22 protein-coding genes are annotated in these 20,263 nt (G+C 27.1%); 9 read left to right on the forward strand and 13 right to left on the reverse strand.

Annotation, left to right across the window (positions count from 1 at the left end; genetic code table 11):
* Positions 1 to 13: 13 nt before the first annotated feature.
* The 5 genes from ACAN_RS08945 to ACAN_RS08965 form a co-directional block, all read right to left on the reverse strand.
* Complete coding sequence (locus tag ACAN_RS08945; RefSeq protein WP_099333576.1) at positions 14 to 1,678, reverse strand: Na+/H+ antiporter NhaC family protein; 1,665 nt, start codon at positions 1,676 to 1,678, stop codon at positions 14 to 16.
* A gap of 145 nt (positions 1,679 to 1,823) precedes the next feature.
* The gene (locus ACAN_RS08950) at positions 1,824 to 2,618 is read right to left on the reverse strand and encodes an ABC transporter permease (protein WP_099333501.1); all 795 of its coding nucleotides are present in this window, start codon (positions 2,616 to 2,618) and stop codon (positions 1,824 to 1,826) included.
* A gap of 9 nt (positions 2,619 to 2,627) precedes the next feature.
* Positions 2,628 to 3,221, reverse strand: coding sequence for a 16S rRNA (guanine(966)-N(2))-methyltransferase RsmD (gene rsmD / locus ACAN_RS08955; protein ID WP_099310310.1), 594 nt, complete (start codon positions 3,219 to 3,221; stop codon positions 2,628 to 2,630).
* Positions 3,222 to 3,246: 25 nt separating this feature from the next.
* Entirely contained in the window at positions 3,247 to 3,765 is a 519-nt protein-coding gene (gene purE, locus ACAN_RS08960) for a 5-(carboxyamino)imidazole ribonucleotide mutase (protein ID WP_099310311.1), read from the reverse strand.
* Positions 3,762 to 4,913 (reverse strand): 5-(carboxyamino)imidazole ribonucleotide synthase, encoded by a 1,152-nt coding sequence (locus ACAN_RS08965; protein ID WP_099333502.1) that lies wholly within the window; start codon positions 4,911 to 4,913, stop codon positions 3,762 to 3,764. The genes purE and ACAN_RS08965 overlap by 4 nt, the downstream gene beginning before the upstream one ends.
* A 214-nt stretch (positions 4,914 to 5,127) precedes the next feature.
* Between ACAN_RS08965 and ACAN_RS08970 the strand changes: the two genes are divergently transcribed.
* On the forward strand, positions 5,128 to 5,724 hold the full coding sequence (locus ACAN_RS08970) for a hypothetical protein (protein ID WP_099333503.1): 597 nt from the start codon (positions 5,128 to 5,130) through the stop codon (positions 5,722 to 5,724).
* A 38-nt stretch (positions 5,725 to 5,762) separates the two neighbouring features.
* On the opposite strand, the gene rny is transcribed toward ACAN_RS08970, so the two are convergent.
* Both rny and ACAN_RS08980 read right to left on the reverse strand, forming a co-directional pair.
* The gene (gene rny, locus ACAN_RS08975; RefSeq protein ID WP_099333577.1) at positions 5,763 to 7,307 is read right to left on the reverse strand and encodes a ribonuclease Y; all 1,545 of its coding nucleotides are present in this window, start codon (positions 7,305 to 7,307) and stop codon (positions 5,763 to 5,765) included.
* Positions 7,308 to 7,332: 25 nt separating this feature from the next.
* Positions 7,333 to 7,872, reverse strand: coding sequence for a 5-formyltetrahydrofolate cyclo-ligase (locus tag ACAN_RS08980; protein ID WP_079577461.1), 540 nt, complete (start codon positions 7,870 to 7,872; stop codon positions 7,333 to 7,335).
* A gap of 61 nt (positions 7,873 to 7,933) precedes the next feature.
* On the opposite strand from ACAN_RS08980, the gene ACAN_RS08985 reads away from it, so the two are divergent.
* From ACAN_RS08985 to ACAN_RS09010, 6 genes are all read left to right on the forward strand, one after another.
* Positions 7,934 to 8,494, forward strand: a complete 561-nt coding sequence (locus ACAN_RS08985) for a TlpA family protein disulfide reductase (RefSeq protein WP_099333504.1) — start codon at positions 7,934 to 7,936, stop codon at positions 8,492 to 8,494.
* On the forward strand, positions 8,494 to 9,498 hold the full coding sequence (gene ftsY / locus ACAN_RS08990; RefSeq protein WP_099333505.1) for a signal recognition particle-docking protein FtsY: 1,005 nt from the start codon (positions 8,494 to 8,496) through the stop codon (positions 9,496 to 9,498). The genes ACAN_RS08985 and ftsY overlap by 1 nt, the downstream gene beginning before the upstream one ends.
* A 22-nt stretch (positions 9,499 to 9,520) precedes the next feature.
* Positions 9,521 to 10,405 (forward strand): cache domain-containing protein, encoded by an 885-nt coding sequence (locus ACAN_RS08995; protein ID WP_165773032.1) that lies wholly within the window; start codon positions 9,521 to 9,523, stop codon positions 10,403 to 10,405.
* Positions 10,402 to 11,067 (forward strand): response regulator transcription factor, encoded by a 666-nt coding sequence (locus ACAN_RS09000; protein ID WP_099333507.1) that lies wholly within the window; start codon positions 10,402 to 10,404, stop codon positions 11,065 to 11,067. Before ACAN_RS08995 ends, ACAN_RS09000 begins: the two co-directional genes overlap by 4 nt.
* Positions 11,051 to 12,187 (forward strand): sensor histidine kinase, encoded by a 1,137-nt coding sequence (locus ACAN_RS09005; RefSeq protein ID WP_129587491.1) that lies wholly within the window; start codon positions 11,051 to 11,053, stop codon positions 12,185 to 12,187. Before ACAN_RS09000 ends, ACAN_RS09005 begins: the two co-directional genes overlap by 17 nt.
* Before the next feature lie 72 nt (positions 12,188 to 12,259).
* The gene (locus ACAN_RS09010) at positions 12,260 to 13,207 is read left to right on the forward strand and encodes a c-type cytochrome (RefSeq protein WP_079577455.1); all 948 of its coding nucleotides are present in this window, start codon (positions 12,260 to 12,262) and stop codon (positions 13,205 to 13,207) included.
* Between the two features lie 14 nt (positions 13,208 to 13,221).
* Here ACAN_RS09010 and ACAN_RS09015 read toward each other — a convergent pair whose 3' ends face one another.
* The 4 genes from ACAN_RS09015 to ACAN_RS09030 all read right to left on the reverse strand — a co-directional run bounded on the left by ACAN_RS09015 (position 13,222) and on the right by ACAN_RS09030 (position 17,353).
* Positions 13,222 to 13,776, reverse strand: coding sequence for a YqiA/YcfP family alpha/beta fold hydrolase (locus ACAN_RS09015; RefSeq protein ID WP_099333509.1), 555 nt, complete (start codon positions 13,774 to 13,776; stop codon positions 13,222 to 13,224).
* Positions 13,773 to 14,669, reverse strand: coding sequence for a DMT family transporter (locus ACAN_RS09020; protein WP_228150598.1), 897 nt, complete (start codon positions 14,667 to 14,669; stop codon positions 13,773 to 13,775). The genes ACAN_RS09015 and ACAN_RS09020 overlap by 4 nt, the downstream gene beginning before the upstream one ends.
* A 48-nt stretch (positions 14,670 to 14,717) precedes the next feature.
* Positions 14,718 to 15,317, reverse strand: a complete 600-nt coding sequence (locus ACAN_RS09025) for a Crp/Fnr family transcriptional regulator (protein ID WP_196778496.1) — start codon at positions 15,315 to 15,317, stop codon at positions 14,718 to 14,720.
* 113 nt (positions 15,318 to 15,430) lie between these two features.
* A complete protein-coding gene (locus tag ACAN_RS09030) occupies positions 15,431 to 17,353 on the reverse strand; it encodes a methyl-accepting chemotaxis protein (RefSeq protein WP_165773033.1) in 1,923 nt (640 codons plus the stop codon).
* A gap of 219 nt (positions 17,354 to 17,572) precedes the next feature.
* Between ACAN_RS09030 and radA the strand changes: the two genes are divergently transcribed.
* Positions 17,573 to 18,922, forward strand: coding sequence for a DNA repair protein RadA (gene radA, locus ACAN_RS09035; RefSeq protein WP_079577450.1), 1,350 nt, complete (start codon positions 17,573 to 17,575; stop codon positions 18,920 to 18,922).
* A 29-nt stretch (positions 18,923 to 18,951) separates the two neighbouring features.
* Here radA and ACAN_RS09040 read toward each other — a convergent pair whose 3' ends face one another.
* Positions 18,952 to 19,401 carry a sll1863 family stress response protein gene (locus ACAN_RS09040; RefSeq protein WP_099333511.1) on the reverse strand — a complete coding sequence of 150 codons (450 nt, stop codon included), beginning with the start codon at positions 19,399 to 19,401 and terminating at the stop codon, positions 18,952 to 18,954.
* Positions 19,398 to 19,703, reverse strand: coding sequence for a sll1863 family stress response protein (locus ACAN_RS09045; protein ID WP_079577448.1), 306 nt, complete (start codon positions 19,701 to 19,703; stop codon positions 19,398 to 19,400). Before ACAN_RS09045 ends, ACAN_RS09040 begins: the two co-directional genes overlap by 4 nt.
* A gap of 139 nt (positions 19,704 to 19,842) precedes the next feature.
* Between ACAN_RS09045 and ybeY the strand changes: the two genes are divergently transcribed.
* Entirely contained in the window at positions 19,843 to 20,262 is a 420-nt protein-coding gene (ybeY, locus tag ACAN_RS09050) for an rRNA maturation RNase YbeY (RefSeq protein ID WP_099333512.1), read from the forward strand.
* Position 20,263: the final 1 nt, after the last annotated feature.

The raw sequence follows: 20,263 nt of genomic DNA on the forward strand, positions 1-20,263 counted from the left end.
ACTCTTTTTTTATTTATGCTTTTTGATTTAAAAATGGCTTCCCATAAAATCTTATTGTTAAAATAATAACAACAATTCCTAAAGGAAGTAAGATTGTAGCTGAATAGCCTAATGCAGCTGGAATATATCCAAAAACAATAGCAACTGCACCTACAAATAAAGCATATGGTAACTGCGTAGAGATGTGATCCATATGGTCACAACTAGCACCCATTGATGAAAGAATTGAAGTATCAGAGATTGGTGAACAATGATCTCCAAAAATCGCACCTGTTAAAACAGCACCAATATTTAAAATAATATAATCACCTAAAGCAACAGGTTCTAAACCAACATGAAGTCCAACAGCATTTGCTAAAGGAATAGTCAAAGGCATCAAAATTCCCATAGTACCATATGATGTACCAGTTGAAAATGAAATAATCGAACCTAATATAAAAATTATAGATGGTAAGATAAATTGTGGAGTAGAATCAGATAATAAAGATACTAAATAAACTGATGTTCCAAGATCTTTAATAATAGCAGAAATTGACCAAGCTAAGATTAAAATAACAGCAGTAATAACTAAAGCTTTTACTCCTAATACCCATGTTTCAAGTGCTTCACTTAAATTAAATATTTTCTGTTGCATCCCCATAGCAATAGCCACAATTGAAGCAAAAAGTGCAGCTTCAAAAAGTACAATAGAAGCATCAGCAGCACCAAAACAATCTCTAATTGAACTAAATGCATATGGATTAGCTTGAACAGCTTTTAATGTTTCACCCTCTAAAGAACTCATTCCATTAAAATAAAATCCTAAAAATGCTACTACAATCAATGAAAAAATAGGAATTATAGCATTCCACATTGAATACTCAACATGTTCTTTTGGAGCAAGTGTTGATGATTCTTGATTTAAGTGTTCTTCTTGTCTTTTATGTCTTGAAACTTTTCCTGTATTAGCAGCTCTAATTGCTGCTGTTCTCATAGGTCCAAACTCTCTTAAAAAATATGCAGAAAAGAAAACAAATGCTAACATTAAAATATTGTAAAATCTATATGGAATAGTTTCAACAAAAATAGCATAAGCATTAATATCAGGTTGTCCAATCATTACATAGGCATCTTTTATAAGTGAAATTTCATATCCTATCCATGTAGAAATAAGTGCAATACCAGCAATTGGTGCAGCAGTTGCATCAATAACAAATGCTAACTTTTCCCTTGCAATTTTTAACTTATCTGTAACAGGTCTCATAATAGGACCAATAATTAAAGAGTTTGCATAATCATCAAAAAAGATAAAAAACCCCATTAACCAAGTATATATTTGAGCACTAGCAGGTGTTTTTGCCTTTTTTGCAAGTTTTTGTGCAATTGCTCTTGGACCACCCATTTTAGTAATTACAGCAATTAGCCCACCAATAGTAAGAACTTGTAAGATAATTCCTGCATTCCATGAGTCAGCCATTGATCCAATCATCTTTCTAACTAGATCCACAAACGCACCTGCAAATGCTTGAAAAATATTTCCATCTACCACATTTACCATAAATGTTCCCACAAAAATACCCATAAATAGTGAAAAAATCACATTTCTAGTAATAAAAGCTAATACAATTGCAACCAAAGGAGGAAGTAAGGTCCACACTCCAAACAGTTCTGCATTAGCATTCTTATCAGCTAATAGCATTACAGGTAAAAATACTATTAGCAACACGCTTTTTGTTAATCTATTCAAATTAAAATCTCCGTTTAAAAAATTTTGCTATTCTAACATAAAAATCATTTAATTGTTATTTGTAAGTTTCAATTACTTTAAAGAAAAGATAAGATTATTATAAAATATCTTTAGTATTTAGTTTTTGTTGTAAAAAATCTGAAATCTGAATTAAAGAAAAAGTAACAAGAAATATCATAAGACCAGGGAAAAAACTAACCCACCAAGCTATATCAATTACAGCTTTTCCATCACTTAATAAACTCCCCCAAGACATATTAGGAGGATTAATTCCAAGTCCTAAAAATGAAAGTCCAGATTCGGCTAAAATTGCACCTCCTACTGTAAAAGTAAAAGATATTAAAAAAAGTGGTGCTAAAAGTGGAGCAAAATATTTAAATATAATCTTACTATTTGATACATTTGCTAATTTTAAAATTTTAATATATGGTTTATTGGAAATAGCAAAACTTTCACTTCTAATAAGCCTTGCCATTCCCATCCAACCTGTTATTGAAATAACAATAATTAAGATTATTGTTGAAGCTTGTATGTAAGAAACCAATGCTAAAAGTAAAAAAAATGTAGGAAAAGTCAAAAATAAATCTATTAAAATTATTATTGATTTATCTATTTTACCTTTAAAATACCCAGCATTTATTCCAATAAAAAGTCCAATCAATGAAGTAATAATTGCAGATAAAAACCCTATAATTAGTGAAGTTTGACCCCCTTGAAGAACCCTTGCTAGAATATCTCTTCCTAATCTATCAGTTCCTAAAGGATGAGAAAGAGAAGGTGAAGACAAAATCTCACTTGGATTTAATGCATATGCAGATGTAGTATAAATATATGGAAGAAAAAATACCATTAATATCAGTGATACAAGTAAAACAACTGCAAATTTAAACATTAGTAACTCTTATTTATAAATATAATATGATAATGAACTTTTACCAAATTTTTTTGTTTTTTTAAGTTTAAAAAGCCCTAATTCTTCTGGCATTTCTAAGCTTGTTACATGTTCAAAAGTAATCATATAAATATTTTCATTTTTTATATTTCTTACAATTTCAAAAGAGTTTTCATAAATATCATCCATCCCATCTCTAAAATCAAATGGAGGATCAATATAAACAATTAATTCATCACTTGAATTTTTTAAACTATTAAGTATTGATGGTAATTGAATAAAAGTATCTGCATGCATTGTTTGACACTTACTTGCTTCTATTAAGTTACAATTTCTAACTAATGTTGAATAAGAGTTTTTATCTTTTTCTACAAAATATGCTCTTTTAGCATCTCTACTTATTGCTTCTAAGCCTATACTTCCACTTCCAGCAAATGCTTCTATAAAAATTTTATCTATTATATCAAACTGCAATACATTAAAAAATGACTCTTTTAATCTTGCTTTTGAGCTTCTTGTAACATCAAGAGATGGAAGTTCAATCTTTTTACCCTTATATTTTCCTGCTATTATTTGTGTTGTTAATATATTATTATTTTTCATATTTCCTAAAACTTATCTATTTAAATTACATTGTTTTTAAATACTGTTCGTATTTAACATCTTCTAGTTTATCAATCTTTGTTTGTACCTCATCAAGCATTTTTTCTTTATACTCTTTGATTTTTTTTCTTGTATCCTTGCTTTTTACACCAAGTATTTGTGCTGCTAATATTCCTGCATTTTTTGCACCATTTATTGCAACTGTAGCAACAGGAACTCCTCCTGGCATTTGAACAATAGATAAAAGTGAATCCATACCCTCTAAAGAAGAACCTTTTACAGGTACACCTATTACAGGAAGTGGTGTAAGTGAAGCAACCATACCAGGTAAATGTGCAGCACCACCAGCACCAGCTATAATTACTCTAAGTCCTCTTTTTTCTGCACTTTCTGAATATTTTACTAATCTTTTTGGTGTTCTATGTGCTGATACTATTGTAACTTCATACTCAATACCAAACTCTTCACACATTTGTGCAGCTGCTTTCATAACTGGAAGATCAGAATCACTCCCCATAATAATTCCAACTAATGGCTTACTCATATTTTTTTGCTCCCTTTAATCTTTAAAATATTTTTTGCTTTATTTGCTTTTTCTAAAGCTTTATTTATATCATCATCTAAAACAGTAATATGTCCCATTTTTCTAAATGGCTTTGTTACACTTTTACCATAAAAATGAAAAGATAACTCAGGAATAGCAAGTGCTTCATGAATTCCTTCAATAAATGGCTCACCCTCATATCCCTCTTCTCCAAGTAAATTAACCATCACAGAAGCAGATATAAGTTTTGTTGAACCTAAAGGTAAGTTTGTAACAGCTCTAATTATTTGTTCAAACTGAGATGTTGCACATGATTCAACTGTATAATGACCCGAATTATGAGGTCTTGGAGCAATTTCATTTACTAAAACCTCACCTTTTTTAGTTAAAAATAGCTCAACTCCAAAAATACCAACACCATCAAGTGCTTTAATTGATTGTGTTGATACCTCAATGGCTTTTTCTTCAATCTCTTTTGAAATTCTAGCAGGAGCCATCACGCTATCACAGATATTTACTCTTTCATCAAATAACATTTCAACTACAGGGTAACATTTAATCTCACCCTCAATATTTCTAGCAACAATAATTGCCAACTCTTTATCAATATCAACTAATTCTTCAATAAATGATTCAGTTTTTATACAATCTTTTATATCTTCTGGTGTTTTTAACATTTGAACACCTTTTCCATCATAACCACCAAATTTAGTTTTTTGGATTACAGGAAAACCAAAAGAAGCTAAATCATCTTGAGTTTTTACATCTTTATAAGCAGGAACAGCAATACCTTTATCATCAAGAAGTTTTTTTTGTTCATATTTATTTTGTATTAGCTCCATTACATAAGGAGAGGGATGAATATTGTGTCCTTTATCAAATAACTCTTTTAAAACAGATGTATCAATATGCTCTAATTCAAATGTAGTAACATCACTCTCTTCTACTATTTTTGTTAATTTTTCTTTATCATAAAATCCAGCAATTATTTGTTTATCTGAAACTTGAGCAGCAGGACAATTAGGTGTTGGATCTAAGATTGTCACATGAAAACCCATTTTTTTTGCTTTTTGAGACATTATTCTACCTAATTGTCCCCCACCTATAATTCCTAATTTTAACCTTGAATAGTTAAAGTTTTTATCCATTAATAATTTCTCCATATAAATTTTTGCTATTTAAAAATAGCACCAAGTATTTTAAGTTAGTAAATTGACATTTGATATTATATTATATCAAGTCCTTCTTTAAAAGTTGTTCACCCAAGATAAAATGGTCTTTGTTTAATGTTTGTTAATAAATGAATAAATATTCATTAAGGAAATAAATGTACAATTAAAAAAAATAAGGAGTAAAAAAGAAGTGAAAAAAAAATTTAATTTATCACAAACATTTAGAAAATGGCATAGAGATTTAGGTTATTTAGTTATAGGAATTACAATTGTATATTCTCTTTCAGGGATTATGTTATCATTTAGAGATCTACATATTTTTGAAAAAGAGTATATGCTTACAAGTAAAATTGAAAAAAATCTAAAAAATCCAGAAGATAGTTTTGTAAATAGTTTTATAAAAAATGAAGAAAAATCAAATTTACCAAGTCATGTAGTTAAAAAATCAGTTATTGATTCACTAAAACAAATAGAAGATACAAATACTTATATAAAATATCAAGTTTCTAGAAAAAAAGATTTGAAAACTATAACTTATTACAAAAATAGCGGAGAGGTAATATACTCTATTAGCGCTTACCCTACTTTTATTAAGCCTTTTATTGATGCCCATAAATCATCATCACAAGACAAATGGTTATACCTTTCATTGACATATTCAGTAATACTTTTTTTCTTAGCAATATCTGCTATTTTTATGGTTAAAGGAAAAAATGGATTTAGACAAAGGGGAGTTTACTTAACTCTTTTAGGAATTATTTTAATAGCTTTATTTTTATATATATAATCTTATGCATTTTGCATAAGATTATATTTTTAAGTTATTTATCTAGCATAACTTTCTGCTCGTGATTCTCTAATAACATTAACTTTGATTTCACCAGGATATTGAACTTTTGCTTCTATATCTTGTGCAATTTCATTTGCAAGAAGTACAGCTTCATCATCATTTATCAATTCTGCTTTTACTATAACTCTTACTTCTCTTCCTGCATTAATTGCAAATGCATTTAACACACCTGTTTTACTAGTTGAAATATTTTCAACCTCTTCTACTCTTCTTAAAAAGCTTTCTAAAACTTCTCTTCTAGCTCCAGGTCTTGCAGCACTTAATGCATCAGCTGCACATACTGCTGCACTTTCTACATTTATTGGTTCTTCATGTCCATGATGAGCATAAATTGCATTGATTACAGTCTCATTTTCATCATATCGTTTACACATTTCTGCACCTAAATGCACATGTGAACCTGGCATGTCATGAGTTAAAGCTTTTCCAATATCATGTAAAAGTCCTGCTCTTCTTGCTAGGATTGTATCTCCACCCATTTGTGCAGCTAATAATCCAGCTAAATTTGCAACTTCTAAAGTATGTTTTAAAGCGTTTTGACCATATGAAGCTCTATATCTTAGTCTTCCTACTAGTTTAACAAGCTCTGGATGCATAGAAGTAATTCCAAGTTCTAAAATAACATCTTCACCCTCTTTTAAGATATTTTTATCAAACTCATTTTTTACTTTTTTATAAATCTCTTCTATTCTTGCTGGTTGAATTCTTCCATCTTCTAGCAACTCTTCTATTGTTCTTGTTGCTATTGCTCTTCTATATAGATTAAAAGAAGAAATAGTGATTGTATTTGGAGTATCATCAATAATAATATCCACTCCTAAAAGCATCTCTAAAGCTTTTATATTTCTTCCTTCTTTACCAATAATTTTTCCCTTAGTTTCTTCATCACTTAATGGCAAATTATTGATTAATCTCTCAGCAGCAAACTCACCTGCATATCTTGTAACTGCTTGAGATAGCATATTGTTTATCTCTTCTTTTGCATTAGTTTCTGCTGCTTTGTATTGTTTTCTAAAAATAGAAGCTATTTGAGCTCTACTATCTTCTTTTACTTTTTCAAGCATAAGCTCTTTTGCCTCTTCAAGAGTAAGTCCAGAAGCATTTTCTAAAACTTTTATTGCTTTACTTATTTTTTCATCATAAGTTTTTTGTTGTTTTTTCAAGCCTTCTTTAATTGTAGTTATTTTTTTATTTTTTTCTACAATTTCAGCTTTTTGCTCTTTTATAACTTTAAGTTCAGATTCTAAATGCTTATTTAGCTCTTTTTCTTTTTTTTCAATCTGAAAAAGCATATCATCATACTCTTTTTTTGCTGCTCTAAACTCTTTGTCATAATCTCTTTTTGCTTTAACTTGAGCATCTTTTAATATTACTTCTGCTTCATGCTCAATAACTTTTGCTTTTGCTTTTGCTTGTTCAATTAAAATATCAAACTTAGCACTATAAAACTTTTTTACTATTAATACACTAATCAAAGCTGTAAGAAGTGCTGTTATCACACCTACTACAATTGATTCCATCATTATTAAATCCATATTCAAAACCTTAATTTGTAATTATATAATTAGCTTGAATATCGTAATCATTAGATAATATTTTTGGCGTTTTACAAAGTTTAAGTTGAGTAAAAACTATACATGGAGTATAGCCTAAACGGTAAAAGAACCTATCATACATCCCTTTTCCAAAGCCAATTCTTTTACATAGTCCATCCACTCCCACTACTGGAACTATTGCTAAATCAATCTTTTTTGCTTTGAAGCTAGAATTTGGTGGCTCTTTTATACCAAACTTTTTTTTCTTCAATGGTAATCTATATTTAACTGCTTTAAAACTATCTCCTATCATATAAGGAACATAAACTTCACACACCCTCTCTTTGCGAAGTCTATTTATAAGTGGTAAAACATCAACTTCAATTCCCATTGGAATATATAAAAGTACTCTTTTTGCTTTATATTGTTTTATTAATATATGTAAATTTTTTACTACTTTTTTATCTTTATAAATCTTTGAAAAACGACTCTCAAATTCTAATCTTTTAATACACGATTTTCTAAAATCACGCTTGTGACTCTCTTTCATATTTAAGCCTTACTTGGATAAAATTCTTACCCAGCAAATTATTTTACCAAAAGGAATTAAAATGCAGTTTAAGAATATAGCATTTATAGCAATTTTATCTATACTTTTTTTCACAGGTTGTGGTGATTCAAAAGTAAATGAAGATGGTAAAACTGAAGCTAAAATACAAACTAAATTTCAATTAAGCAATATTGATGGAACTACTTTTACAATTAATAAAGAAGGTGAAAAGCTTATATTTGATTTACCAAAGAAAAAAATAGTATTACTAAACTTTTTTGGGACATGGTGTAATCCTTGTATAGCAGAGATACCTCATTTGAATAATTTAATAAATAAATATCCAAAAGATTTAGAAATTGTTGCTGTAAGTTTGGATAAAAAGAATGAAAAACAAACTACAAATGAAGCTTTAGAATCATTTAAAAATAAATACAATATTCAATACAAAGTAGTAAATAGTGAAGAAAACTATAAGTTAGCAAGTGCATTAGGAGAGATAAAAACTATTCCTACAATGTTTTTAATTGATAAAAAAGGAAACATTAAACAAAAATACACAGGTGTTATTCCAGAAGAGATGATAGAAACAGATATAAAAAAAGAGCTTGAGGAAAAATAATGTTTAGTTTTTTTAAGAAAAAAAAAGAAGAAGACAATAATGAAGAAATAGCAAAAGAAGAAGTTGAAAAAACTACTCAAAAAGCTTTAGATGAAGAAAAAATTCAAGATAATAATGAAGAAGAACACAAAGGCTTTTTCTCAAAAGCTTTAGAAAAAACTTTTGCAAATATTAAAACTGTAGTTCCCCATAAAAAAGAGAAGATAAGTTTTGATGACATTGAAGAACTTTTAATTGAAGCAGATGTTGAATACGAAATAATAGAAAAAGCTATGGATGGACTTCCTGAGATGATTACAAGAAAACAATTAAGACACAGACTTGTGATGCTTTTTGAACATGCTCCCAATGTAGATTTATCAAACCTTCCAAAACCATTTGTAAGACTGATAATTGGAGTAAATGGTGCAGGTAAAACAACAACAATAGCAAAACTTGCTGCAAAATCAAAAAAAGAGAACAAAAGTGTTATTTTAGGTGCAGGAGATACATTTAGAGCGGCTGCTATTGAACAGCTTTCATCTTGGGCTGATAAAATTGATGTTCCAATTATAAAAACAAAACAAGGACATGATCCAAGTGCTGTTGCATTTGATACAATTTCATCTGCTGTTGCAAGAGGAATTGATAATGTTATTATTGATACAGCAGGAAGATTGCAAACTCAAACAAATCTAAATAATGAACTTAAGAAAATTGTAAAAGTTTGTAATAAAGCATATGAGGGTGCTCCTCATCAAAAATTACTTATAATAGATGGAACACAAGGAAATAGTGCGATTTCTCAAGCACAAGCTTTTAATGAGATGGTTCAAGTTGATGGAATTATTGTAACAAAACTTGATGGAACAGCAAAAGGTGGAGCTTTATTTTCTATCTCAAACAGACTTGAACTACCAATATTTTATGTGGGTGTTGGGGAAAAACAAGATGATTTAATAGAGTTTAGTCCCGATGAATTTGTTGATAGTTTATTGGATGAAATCTATACAAAAGAACAATAAAACATAAAACATGAGGTGAATATTGCAATTTTTTAAAGCAAATAAATACTTAATAATAATTGTATTTGTAACCTCATTTTTTATCTTACTAACATTTTATTTTTTAAAACATTTAAATAATAGCGATGATTTATTAAATAAACTAGAAAACTCTTTAAATACTACTAAAAATCTCTTTGAAGAACAAAAAAGATATGCTTTATCATTATCTATTTTATTATCAGAAGATAAAGAGATTGTAAACAGCTTTTTAAATAATAATAGAGTTGAAACTTTTAATGTAGTAAATAGAAAAATAAAAACACTGAAAAAACTTCAAAATAGTAATTTAGAAGTTCAAATTCATAACAAAGATTTAAGTACATATTTAAGAAGTTGGGATTTAAGCATAAAAGATATACCTCTTTCAAGTTTTAGAAAAGGACTTGTAAAAGTAAAAGAAGAAAAAAAACCAATTGTTTCAATAGAACTTGGTAAAAGATTAAATATAAAAGCCATATCTGCTATAAAAAACAATGGAAAATATATGGGTTCACTTGAAGTTATTGTTGGTTTTAATTATCTTACAAAACAATTAAAACAAAAAGGCTGTACTCTTTATGTATTATTAAATAAAAAATATTTAAATATTGCTACAAACTTAAAAGATAATCCCAAAATAAAAGATTATGTTTTAGTAAATAGTGTAAATATTGATGATTTAAAAGATTTAAATTTGAATGATTTGAAAGATTATGGATATGTTTCAACAAAAAAACACTCCTTTGCTTACTTTTCATATTATGATTTAAACAATAAACATTTAGGTTATATTTTTACATCAATTTTAAATAAAAATCAAATAAATTTAAATAACTCTTTTAATTATGAAGAGATTAATAGTAACAAAAAGGTAGAGATAAAATGAGACTTTTACTACTTGAAGATGATTTAGAATACAAACTTAGCATAAAAGAGTATTTAGAATCTTTAGGATATGAAATTGATGATTTTGATGATGGAGAAGATGCCTTAAGTGCAATATATGAAAATAAATACCATTTACTTATCTTAGATATTAGAGTTCCAAATATAAATGGATATGAAGTTGTAAAAAATATAAGAGAAAATGGTGATAATACACCTGTTATTTATATTACTTCACTTACTGATATAAATAATCTAAGCTTGGGGTATGAACTTGGTTGCAATGATTATATAAAAAAACCATTTTCACCAAAAGAGTTAAAATATAGAGTTGAACAACTTTTAAAACTTTTTTATACAAATGAAAACAGTGATAAAATAGATTTAAAATCTAACTTTACCTATGATATTTTAAAAAAACAACTCTTTAAAAACTCAGAATTAATACAGCTAACAAAAAAAGAAACAGAAGTTGTTTTTTGCTTAATTACTAATAAAAACCAATTTGTAAGCATAGATAAATTAAGAAGTGAAGTTTGGGATGATAAATATATTTGTGAAGCAGATATTAGAGTTTGTATTAAAAAAATAAGAGATAAAACCTCAAAAGATTTTATAATAAATCAAAGAGGAATTGGATATAAAATTGATAGAGAAAAATAGACATTTTATATTTAAAATATCTTTATTTTATACAACAATATTTTTTATATTTATTGCAATACCAATATATTTTTATACAAACTTAGAGTTGGAAAATTATAAAAATAATCAAAATAGACTTCTAATAGAACATGCACAAAAAATACAAAGAGCAATATATGACTTTTCAAGTTCAAAAAGCGATACATTTAATTTTCCAAAATCTTTTAAATTTGAAGCAACACTAATCTCAAAAGAAAAAAAGATTATATACAAAACTAGAAATATAAATATCAATAAAAACTCGAAAATAAGCATAAAAGTAGAGTTAGCAAAAAATAGATTAAATGCAAAATATCTAAAAGTTGAAAAAGAACTCTCTTATAAGGAGATATATTTAAAGATTTTAGTACTTATTTTATCTATTGGATTATTTGTATTCATATCTATATATTTAATTATAAAAGCAAGTATTGAACCATATAAAAAAGCAAATGAATATTTAGATGCTTTTTTCAATGATGCCATGCATGAGTTAAAAACTCCTTTGGGTGTAATACAGTTAAACTTAGAGATATTAGATGAAAAACAAGCAAATACAAAAGAGATAAATCGCTCAATAAATGCTGTTAAAAATCTTTTTTTAGTTTATGAAGATATAGAATACTTAATTAAACAAAAAAGCGTGAAATATAATAAAGAAGAAGTTGATTTTAGCTATATTTTAAAACAAAGGGTTGATCAATTTGAAAGTTTAAGTGTTACAAAAAATTTAAAATTTATCTTAAATATAAAAGATAATATTAATATTTATATAAATAGAACTCATCTACAAAGAATCATAGATAATACAATCTCAAATGCAATAAAATACTCTTATAAAGATACTAATATAACAATAACTTTAAAAAATGATGATAAAAATAATACCATTTTTAGTGTACATAACTTCTCAAATCCTATAAAAGATACTAAAACAGTTTTTAATAGATACTATAAAGAAAACCATATAAAAGGGGGCTTTGGTATAGGTTTGAATATTGTAAAAAATATTTGTGAATTAAATAATATTAAAATAGAACTAAGTTCTACAAAAGAAAATGGTACATGCTTCACATATACTTTCTTAACTAAAACTTAATTTATACTATTAAAAGTAAACATAAAAGTAACTTTATATTTATATAATAACTTATAAATAAAAGGAGCTACCATGAATAAAAAAAATTTAGTTGTTACAACAGCATTAATTACTTTGTTTTCATCATTTGCATTTGCAGCACAAGAAATGGCTGCACCAAAAACTTATCCAACAGGAGAAGTTGGTAAAATAGTTAAATTAGGTGAAGATATTGTAAATAACACAGATACACATCCTTTAACAAAAGATTTTGTTGGAAATAAACTACAATGTAAAAGTTGTCACTTAAAAGGTGCAGATGGCAAAGTAGGTACAGCAGAGGGTATATCAAGTTGGATTGGAACAGCAGCAGCATTTCCAGCATGGTCAAAAAGAGAAAAAACAGTTCAAACACTACAAGATAGATCAAACAACTGTTTTATGAGAAGTATGAATGGGAAAAGACCAATTATAGATACAGAAGCAAGTGTTGCTATTGCTGCTTATATAACTTGGTTATCAGAGGGTAGTAAAATAAAAATGAATGAAAAAGGTCCTTGGAGTGAACATAATACTAAGTTATATCCAAAAGCTGTAAAACACTTCAAAAAAATACAAAAAAATGCTACTCATGAAAATTATCTTTCAGGAAAAGAGATCTATAAAAATCAATGTGCATCATGTCATGGAGCAAATGGTGAAGGTCTTGCAACATTTCCACCATTATGGGGTAAAGATGCAAATGGAAATTGGTTAAGTTATAATACAGGTGCAGGAATGAGTAAACTAGATAAAGCAGCAGCATGGGTTAAATCAAATATGCCTTTAGGACAAGGAAATAGCATGAGTGATCAAGATGTAGCAGATGTTGTTTTATATATGAATGCACAAGAAAGAGCCTCTTTTGATCTTAAGAAAAGACTTCTACCAAAAGAAGAAATGGGTTATTATAACTCTAAAGTATTTGAAGAAAAACATACAGTTGAAAGCAACTTTAAAGCTTTAGGACTTGATTTAAATAAAATAAAAAATGGTAAATAGTAAGTAAAGACTTACTATTTATTAAAAAAAGAATCAATTTTTAAAAAATAGTTTTCTATATTATAAAAAGAGTGATTCCCTCCTTCATAAACTTCCAAATAACTATTTGGAAGTTTTTTAATAGCTTGTTTATAATCTAAAATTTCATCACCAGTTTGAAGCAATGTTAAAAAATTCTTTTCATTTTCTATACTATTAACTTCAATTTGTTTTAGTTGTTGCATATGTTTTGAAGTTATTTCAAAAGATGTTTCATCAAAATAGTTCTTTGCCATACCAATTTTATCTAATGTTTTATATGGAAAGATTGCTGGATTTATTAATACGGCTTTTAAGTTATACTTATTTGCTAAATAAATAGAGTAATATCCACCTAAAGATGAACCAATTAGCTTTACTTCTTCACCTTTTGATTCAAAAGCTTTTATTAGTTGTTCTAAAGTATCAATTGCTAAAGTAGGAACATAAGATAAAGAAGGAGTTATAATATCATCTTTAAAAAACTCTTTAAATAAAGAAGCTTTCCCTCCATGTCCACTACTTCCAAAACCATGTATATAAATTATCATTTTTTAAGCCTTTTATTTTTTTGTAATAAAAATGTTGCAATAGAAGTAATTATAATACCTGGAATAACTATAGTCTCAATGCTTTTATGATCAAAAATTAAAAGTAAAATAGCAACAGCAACAGGATTTAAATATATATATGACATAACTTTTGTAGGTCCTAAAATCACAGTACTTTTTTGATATAAAAACAAAGTTATAATTGTAGTTCCAATTATTAAATAAAGCATATTATAAATCAAATTACCTTCAATTAATTCCCAATTTAGTGGTTTTTGAAAGATAATTATTCCAAGTGCCATCCAAATTGCCCCACCAATTAATGTACAAAATACAAGAACTAAAGGATTATCATTTCTATATAAAAGTTTAATAGAAATTGAGTAACAACACATACAAAAAGAGCCTATTATAAATATATAATCACCATCATTTAAAGAAAAAGATAAAAGCAATTCAAGATTTCCTTTAAAAATAACCCATAAGGTTCCAATTAAACCAATAAAATATACAAGTAGTTTATTAAAACTGATTTTTTCTTTAAATATAAATAGTGCTAAAATTGCAGTCATTAAAGGAACAAGTGTATATAAAGTTCCAGTATTTAATACAGTTGTTGATTTTAAAGCCTCAAACATTCCCATAAAATACAATGAATAAAAAAGACTAATAACAAGTGCTCTTGGCAAAGTTTTTAAGATGCCATCTCTTAATGATTTTCTAAATAAAATAAATGGTGCCATTATAATTATAGCTCCAATAAATCTAAGAAAAGTCAAAGATAAGGGATTAACAGCATTTGCTAATTTTTGAGAAGCTAAAAATGAACCCGCTACTAAAAAAGTAGCAAATAATACATACATATGTGCTTGTAAAGTTGAAGTATTTTTCAATAATAATCCTTGATTTTTTTGAAATTTTAGTAAATAAAAAAGTTTTTGTCATTTACATATGTTGATGCTTTTTCTAATTCTACTTAATTGTGTAGCTGATATACCAATATGAGAAGCGATATGGTGTTGTGCAACCCTACTTTCAATATTGGGGTGTTTATTAATAAAATTCAGATATCTTTTTTTTGCATCATCTATAACTAAAGATATTTCGATATTTTCTTTTTCAATAATCCAATTTTTTTCAATATATGCAATATAAAAATCTTTTAATTCATTGTTTTTATTTATCAATTTTTTATACAATTCAAAATCAATATCAATAACAATACTATCTTCTAAACTATCAATACCTAAGTAAGAGTCTTGTTTTGTTAATAATGATACAACAGATGCAGAAAAGAAGTTTTCAAAAAAAAGATTTTTATTATATAAAGCACCATTTTCATCTAAAAAATAAGTTCTTAATAAACCTTTACATATAAAATGAATATATTTTGCTTTATCACCTAAGTAAAGTAATGTTTCACCTTTTTTTATCACATTTAATGTGCAAAACTTTTTAAATTCATTAAAAGTTTCATCACTAATAGTGGAGTAACTATTAAGCGCTTTATGAAGTTGCATAAAATAATTGTTTTTATTCAATAATAATCTCCATTAAATATTAAATAATAACAAAATTATGATAAGAGAGTACTTTTGATTTATTTATAAGTTAGATTTTAAATAAAAATTAAAATAGTATCTTAAAAAAGATACTATTTTTGAATAAATTTATTCTTTTTAACTTCATTTTCAATCTCTTTAGACATACCCTCAACAGTTTTTACCACTTCATTTGTTTGTGTTGCAATCAAAGCATTTTCTTGTGTAGTATTGTCTAATTGTGAAATTGCACTATTAATTTGCTCTAAGCCTTTCATCTGTTCACTTGAGTTAGTTGTTACAGTTTCAACTATTTTTGTTGTATGTATAATATTTTCATTTAAACTTTCAAAGCCTTTATACATTTGCTCAACAACTTCTTTACCACTAGTAGTACTAATTGTTGCACTTTCAACTAACTCTTTAATTTTACTTGCAGCTTGGGCACTTCTATTTGCCAAGTTTCTAACTTCAGCAGCTACAACAGCAAAGCCTTTTCCAGCTTCACCAGCAGTTGCAGCTTCTACTGCTGCGTTTAGTGAAAGAATATTTGTTTGAAAAGATATTTGGTCAATAATTGTTATTGATTCAATAATTGCTTGAACATGATTATTTATATCTTCCATTGAATTTGTTGTTTTTCTTGATAACTCTTTACCTTTTGATACTTCATCTTTTAAAGAGTTTGAATTTTTTGCAAGTTCATTTGTATATTTACTATTTTCTCTCATAGTTTGTGTTATTTCTTCAAGATTTGCAGCACTTTGCTCTAAAGAAACTGCTTGTTCATTTGCACTTGTTGTTAGTCTATTCATATTTGAAGAGAGAGTATCTGAACTTTCACTTAATATTTCTCCATTATGCAAGTTTATATTTAGCATCTTTGAAATTTCAATTCCTAGGTTATTAACCCCACTCATTAAAGTACAAAGATGCCCTTTACATGACATATTAGTAACTTTTGTAAAATCTCTTTGTTCATAAGATTTTAAAACCTCAATTGTATGCATAATTGTTGTTTCTAAATTAGTAATCATAATATTTAAATCTTCTGTTAGTTCATTTATAACTGCATTTGAAGTTGTTGCTTTAACCCTATTTGACAAAATACCTGAACTTACATCACTAACAACTTTTGATACATCTTGTAAAACGATATCATCTTGTTCAATTGTTTGCTTGATTTTTTTGATATTTTCATTTATTTGTTTTGTCATTTTTCCTATTTCATCTTTTGTTGTAACTTCAATAAGTTCAACACTTTTTTTCTCTTTATTTAAAAAAGATAAAAATGAAAGTAAGCCTTTTTCAAAAACCTCTAAAGGCTGTATCAATGATACCTTTGAAATATATGAAACTACTAAAACTAAGATTATTAATATAACAACAATTATCGAAATAAGCGTAATAATCAAACTACTTACATTATCATCAACTCTTTTTTCAATTTTACTTACTTTTTCTTCAATATCATCAAGATAAATTCCAGTAACTAAAGTCCAATTAAATTTATCTATATTTTTTGAAAAAGCCATTTTCTTTATTAATTTAGTAGTATTTGGTTTTTTATAAAAATATTCAACAAATTGAGTATCATCTTTTGCTTTTTTAACTAAAGCTTCTCTAAATGCAAAACCTTTAATATCAGTCTTTGATAAATCAGTTTTTGTACCATTTAGTTCAGGCTTTGTACCATGAAACCCAAAATAGTATCCATCTTGCTTTTTTTCATATGCAAAGAAATATCCACTGCCATCTAGAAATCTTGCTTTTGATATAACATCTATAACCCTCTTTTTTGCTTCTTCTTTTGTTTTACTACTATTTATAATACCCTGAACTATTGTATGTATAGTCATTATTTGATTTTTAAGTAACTCTTTTTTTTCATTTACTACAGAGTTCTCAAAATCTTTAATTGTCTCCTCACTATTTTTATATGTTAAGTTTACCGTAATAATAGTAGTAATCAGTATTGCAACAAATACTGGTAATACTACAAGTGTTAACAGTTTGCTTTTTATACTATTAAACATCGCCATCTCTTTCCTCCTAGTTTGTGTATGATATATGTATTGAAATTAAATTTTAGTTTAAATTTAAAATTTAATAATAATTTATAAGTTATGGTTCAGTTTGTAACAAAAGTGTAACAATTTAATGACAATATCATTTTATTACAATTTGAAATATTTTATTTCTAATAAGATTTTTTTGTGTATTATTTCATATAGAAAAGCTAAAGGTATTATAAAATGGCAAAAAAGAAAAGATCTTTATTTGAATGTCAACACTGCGGAGAACAAGCAACAAAATGGCTAGGTAAATGTCCCAATTGTGGTTCTTGGGACAGTTTTATTGAGTTAAATGAAGAACAACAAGAAGTTTTAAAAAAAACAACAAAACTAGTATCAACAACATCAAAAGCAAAATCAATTACTCAAGTCAAGCAAGATGATATCACAAGGTTTACTTCAAACAATAGTGAATTTGACTTAGTTTTAGGAGGAGGCATAGTTCCTGGAAGCTTAACCTTAATTGGAGGAAGTCCAGGTGTTGGAAAATCAACTTTACTTCTAAAAGTAGCTGGAAATATCGCACAAAGCAACAAAAAAGTTTTATATGTTTCAGGAGAAGAGAGTGCTGGACAAATAAAACTAAGAGCAAATAGACTTGAAGCAAATCATGATGACTTATATTTATTAAGTGAAATTAAACTTGAAGAGATAATGGATGAGTTATTAAGAGAAAATTATGAAGTAGTAATTATTGACTCTATACAAACAATTTATTCAGCAGCTTTAACTTCAGCTCCTGGTTCAGTTTCACAAGTACGAGAGATTACTTTTGAACTTATGAGAAAAGCAAAAGATACTGATATTGCTATGTTTATCATTGGACATATTACAAAAGATGGTGCAATCGCAGGTCCAAGAGTATTAGAGCATATGGTTGATACTGTCTTATATTTTGAAGGTGATGCAAGTAAAGAGATACGAATGCTAAGAGGTTTTAAAAATAGATTTGGTTCAACATCAGAAATTGGTATTTTTGAAATGACAAATGAGGGATTAGTTAGTGCAAAAGATATAGCCTCAAAATTTTTTGATAAATCAAAACCACAAAGTGGTTCTGCTTTGACAGTTGCTATGGAAGGAAGTCGTGCACTTATTCTTGAAGTTCAAGCTTTAGTTACAGAAAGTACCCATCCAAATCCAAAAAGAAGTGCGACAGGCTTTGATGCAAATAGATTAAATATGCTCTTAGCACTACTTGAGAAAAAAATTGATTTACCATTAAACCATTATGATGTATTTGTAAATATAAGTGGAGGAATAAGAATAAAAGAGAGTTCTGCTGATTTAGCAGTAATCGCAAGTATTATAAGCTCTTTTAGAGATAGACCATTATCAAAAGAATCTGCATTTATTGGTGAAGTTTCATTAACAGGTGAGATAAAAGATGTATATTCAATAGATATGAGATTAAAAGAGGCTCAAGCACAAGGAATAAAAAAAGCAATATGTGCACAAAAGCCATCAACAAAACTTGAAATAAAAGTTTTTGCTGTTGATGAAGTTACAAAAATGTTAGAACTTTTTTAATAATTAAAAGCTCAAGGGAGCTTTTAATTTTATTTATCTACATTTTCCAACTCTTTTTCAGCTTTTTGCCAAGAAAGTTCAACTCTTTTATAAGCTTGTTCAAAACCATTTTTAATAGTTTGCCAAGCATCTAAAGAACTAGATTTTAATTGACCTAAATTTTCAGCTAATTCAACTCTTTGCTTTCTTAACTGGTTTAAAGTTTCTCTAGATTTTTCTTTTGCTTTTGTACTCATTTTTGTAAAGTTTTTATCAACTTTTTTTTCTAGAGTATTAATTCGCTCATCTAGTCTTTCTAAACTCTTTTCACTCTTTTTTACTAGTTGTTCTTTTTTATCAAAAGAGTAGTTTTTAATTGTACTTACTAACTCTTTTGTATCTTGCTTAATATCCTTAATAGTAATATCATTTGCACTTAAAGGAATAGCAATCACAACAAAACTGACAACTAAAAAATAAAATAGTTTTAATATTCTCATTTTGAAGACTCCTCATCTTTAAATTTTTTCTTTAAATTTGTTATCTCATCACTTAGTTTATCCCAATTGTGTTCAACTGATTCTTTAAAACTCTCCCAAGAATCATCACCTTTTTGTTTGAATTCACTAAGTTTTTCTTCTGCTTCTTTTTCTAACTTTTTAAGTTTTTCTATTTGATTTAAATATTCAAGTTGTACATCATTTTTTGCATTATCAACTCTTGTTTTTAAAATAACAATTTCATCTTTTAACTCTTCAAGTCTACCCTCAATTTTTTTCTGATAAAGCTCTTTTTTAGTCATAATGTTCTCCTTGTTTTAAATTTTGTTTTTTTGGCAAGTTCTTAAACCTAACGCTTATCAAGTTAAATCTTGCTTAAATATTTTTTTAATCTTATTTCAATCTATTTTAGATATTATTTCAAAAAAAATAGGACAATTAATGATTGATTTAGACAATCGTGTAGAGTTTGAAGTAGATTTAAAAAAACTTGAAAAAATCACTTCGAATTTAACAAATAAAGATATTGAATTAATTATCACAAATAATGGTGAAATTCAAGAAATGAACAAAGAGTATAGACAAAAAGATATGCCAACTGATGTGTTAAGCTTTCCATTGGAGTTTGATATGCCTGATATGCCTTTAGGTTCTATTGTTATATCAAATGAATTTGTTCAAGAAAAAGCAAAAGAGTATAATCACTCAACACAAGATGAATTTACTCTTTTATTTATACACGGTCTTCTTCATCTTTTAGGATATGACCATGAAGTTGACAATGGTGAACATAGATTAAAAGAAGAAGAACTAATCAAAAATTATAATTTACCAAATAGTTTAATTGTAAGGAACTCGTAAA

It is taken from the genome of Malaciobacter canalis, from assembly GCF_008000835.1.
Classification (GTDB): domain Bacteria; phylum Campylobacterota; class Campylobacteria; order Campylobacterales; family Arcobacteraceae; genus Malaciobacter; species Malaciobacter canalis.

Coding starts and splice junctions, on each gene's coding strand:
- ftsY (WP_099333505.1), top strand. CDS start 8,494: ATGTTTAGTTTTTTTAAGAAAAAAAAAGAAGAAGACAATAATGAAGAA.
- purE (WP_099310311.1), bottom strand. CDS start 3,765: ATGAGTAAGCCATTAGTTGGAATTATTATGGGGAGTGATTCTGATCTT.
- ACAN_RS09045 (WP_079577448.1), bottom strand. CDS start 19,703: ATGACTAAAAAAGAGCTTTATCAGAAAAAAATTGAGGGTAGACTTGAA.
- ACAN_RS08980 (WP_079577461.1), bottom strand. CDS start 7,872: ATGAAAGAGAGTCACAAGCGTGATTTTAGAAAATCGTGTATTAAAAGA.
- ACAN_RS08985 (WP_099333504.1), top strand. CDS start 7,934: ATGCAGTTTAAGAATATAGCATTTATAGCAATTTTATCTATACTTTTT.
- radA (WP_079577450.1), top strand. CDS start 17,573: ATGGCAAAAAAGAAAAGATCTTTATTTGAATGTCAACACTGCGGAGAA.
- ACAN_RS09000 (WP_099333507.1), top strand. CDS start 10,402: ATGAGACTTTTACTACTTGAAGATGATTTAGAATACAAACTTAGCATA.
- ACAN_RS09015 (WP_099333509.1), bottom strand. CDS start 13,776: ATGATAATTTATATACATGGTTTTGGAAGTAGTGGACATGGAGGGAAA.
- ACAN_RS09030 (WP_165773033.1), bottom strand. CDS start 17,353: ATGTTTAATAGTATAAAAAGCAAACTGTTAACACTTGTAGTATTACCA.
- rny (WP_099333577.1), bottom strand. CDS start 7,307: ATGGAATCAATTGTAGTAGGTGTGATAACAGCACTTCTTACAGCTTTG.
- ACAN_RS08950 (WP_099333501.1), bottom strand. CDS start 2,618: ATGTTTAAATTTGCAGTTGTTTTACTTGTATCACTGATATTAATGGTA.
- ACAN_RS08965 (WP_099333502.1), bottom strand. CDS start 4,913: ATGGATAAAAACTTTAACTATTCAAGGTTAAAATTAGGAATTATAGGT.
- ACAN_RS09040 (WP_099333511.1), bottom strand. CDS start 19,401: ATGAGAATATTAAAACTATTTTATTTTTTAGTTGTCAGTTTTGTTGTG.
- ACAN_RS08945 (WP_099333576.1), bottom strand. CDS start 1,678: ATGCTATTAGCTGATAAGAATGCTAATGCAGAACTGTTTGGAGTGTGG.
- ybeY (WP_099333512.1), top strand. CDS start 19,843: ATGATTGATTTAGACAATCGTGTAGAGTTTGAAGTAGATTTAAAAAAA.
- rsmD (WP_099310310.1), bottom strand. CDS start 3,221: ATGAAAAATAATAATATATTAACAACACAAATAATAGCAGGAAAATAT.
- ACAN_RS09010 (WP_079577455.1), top strand. CDS start 12,260: ATGAATAAAAAAAATTTAGTTGTTACAACAGCATTAATTACTTTGTTT.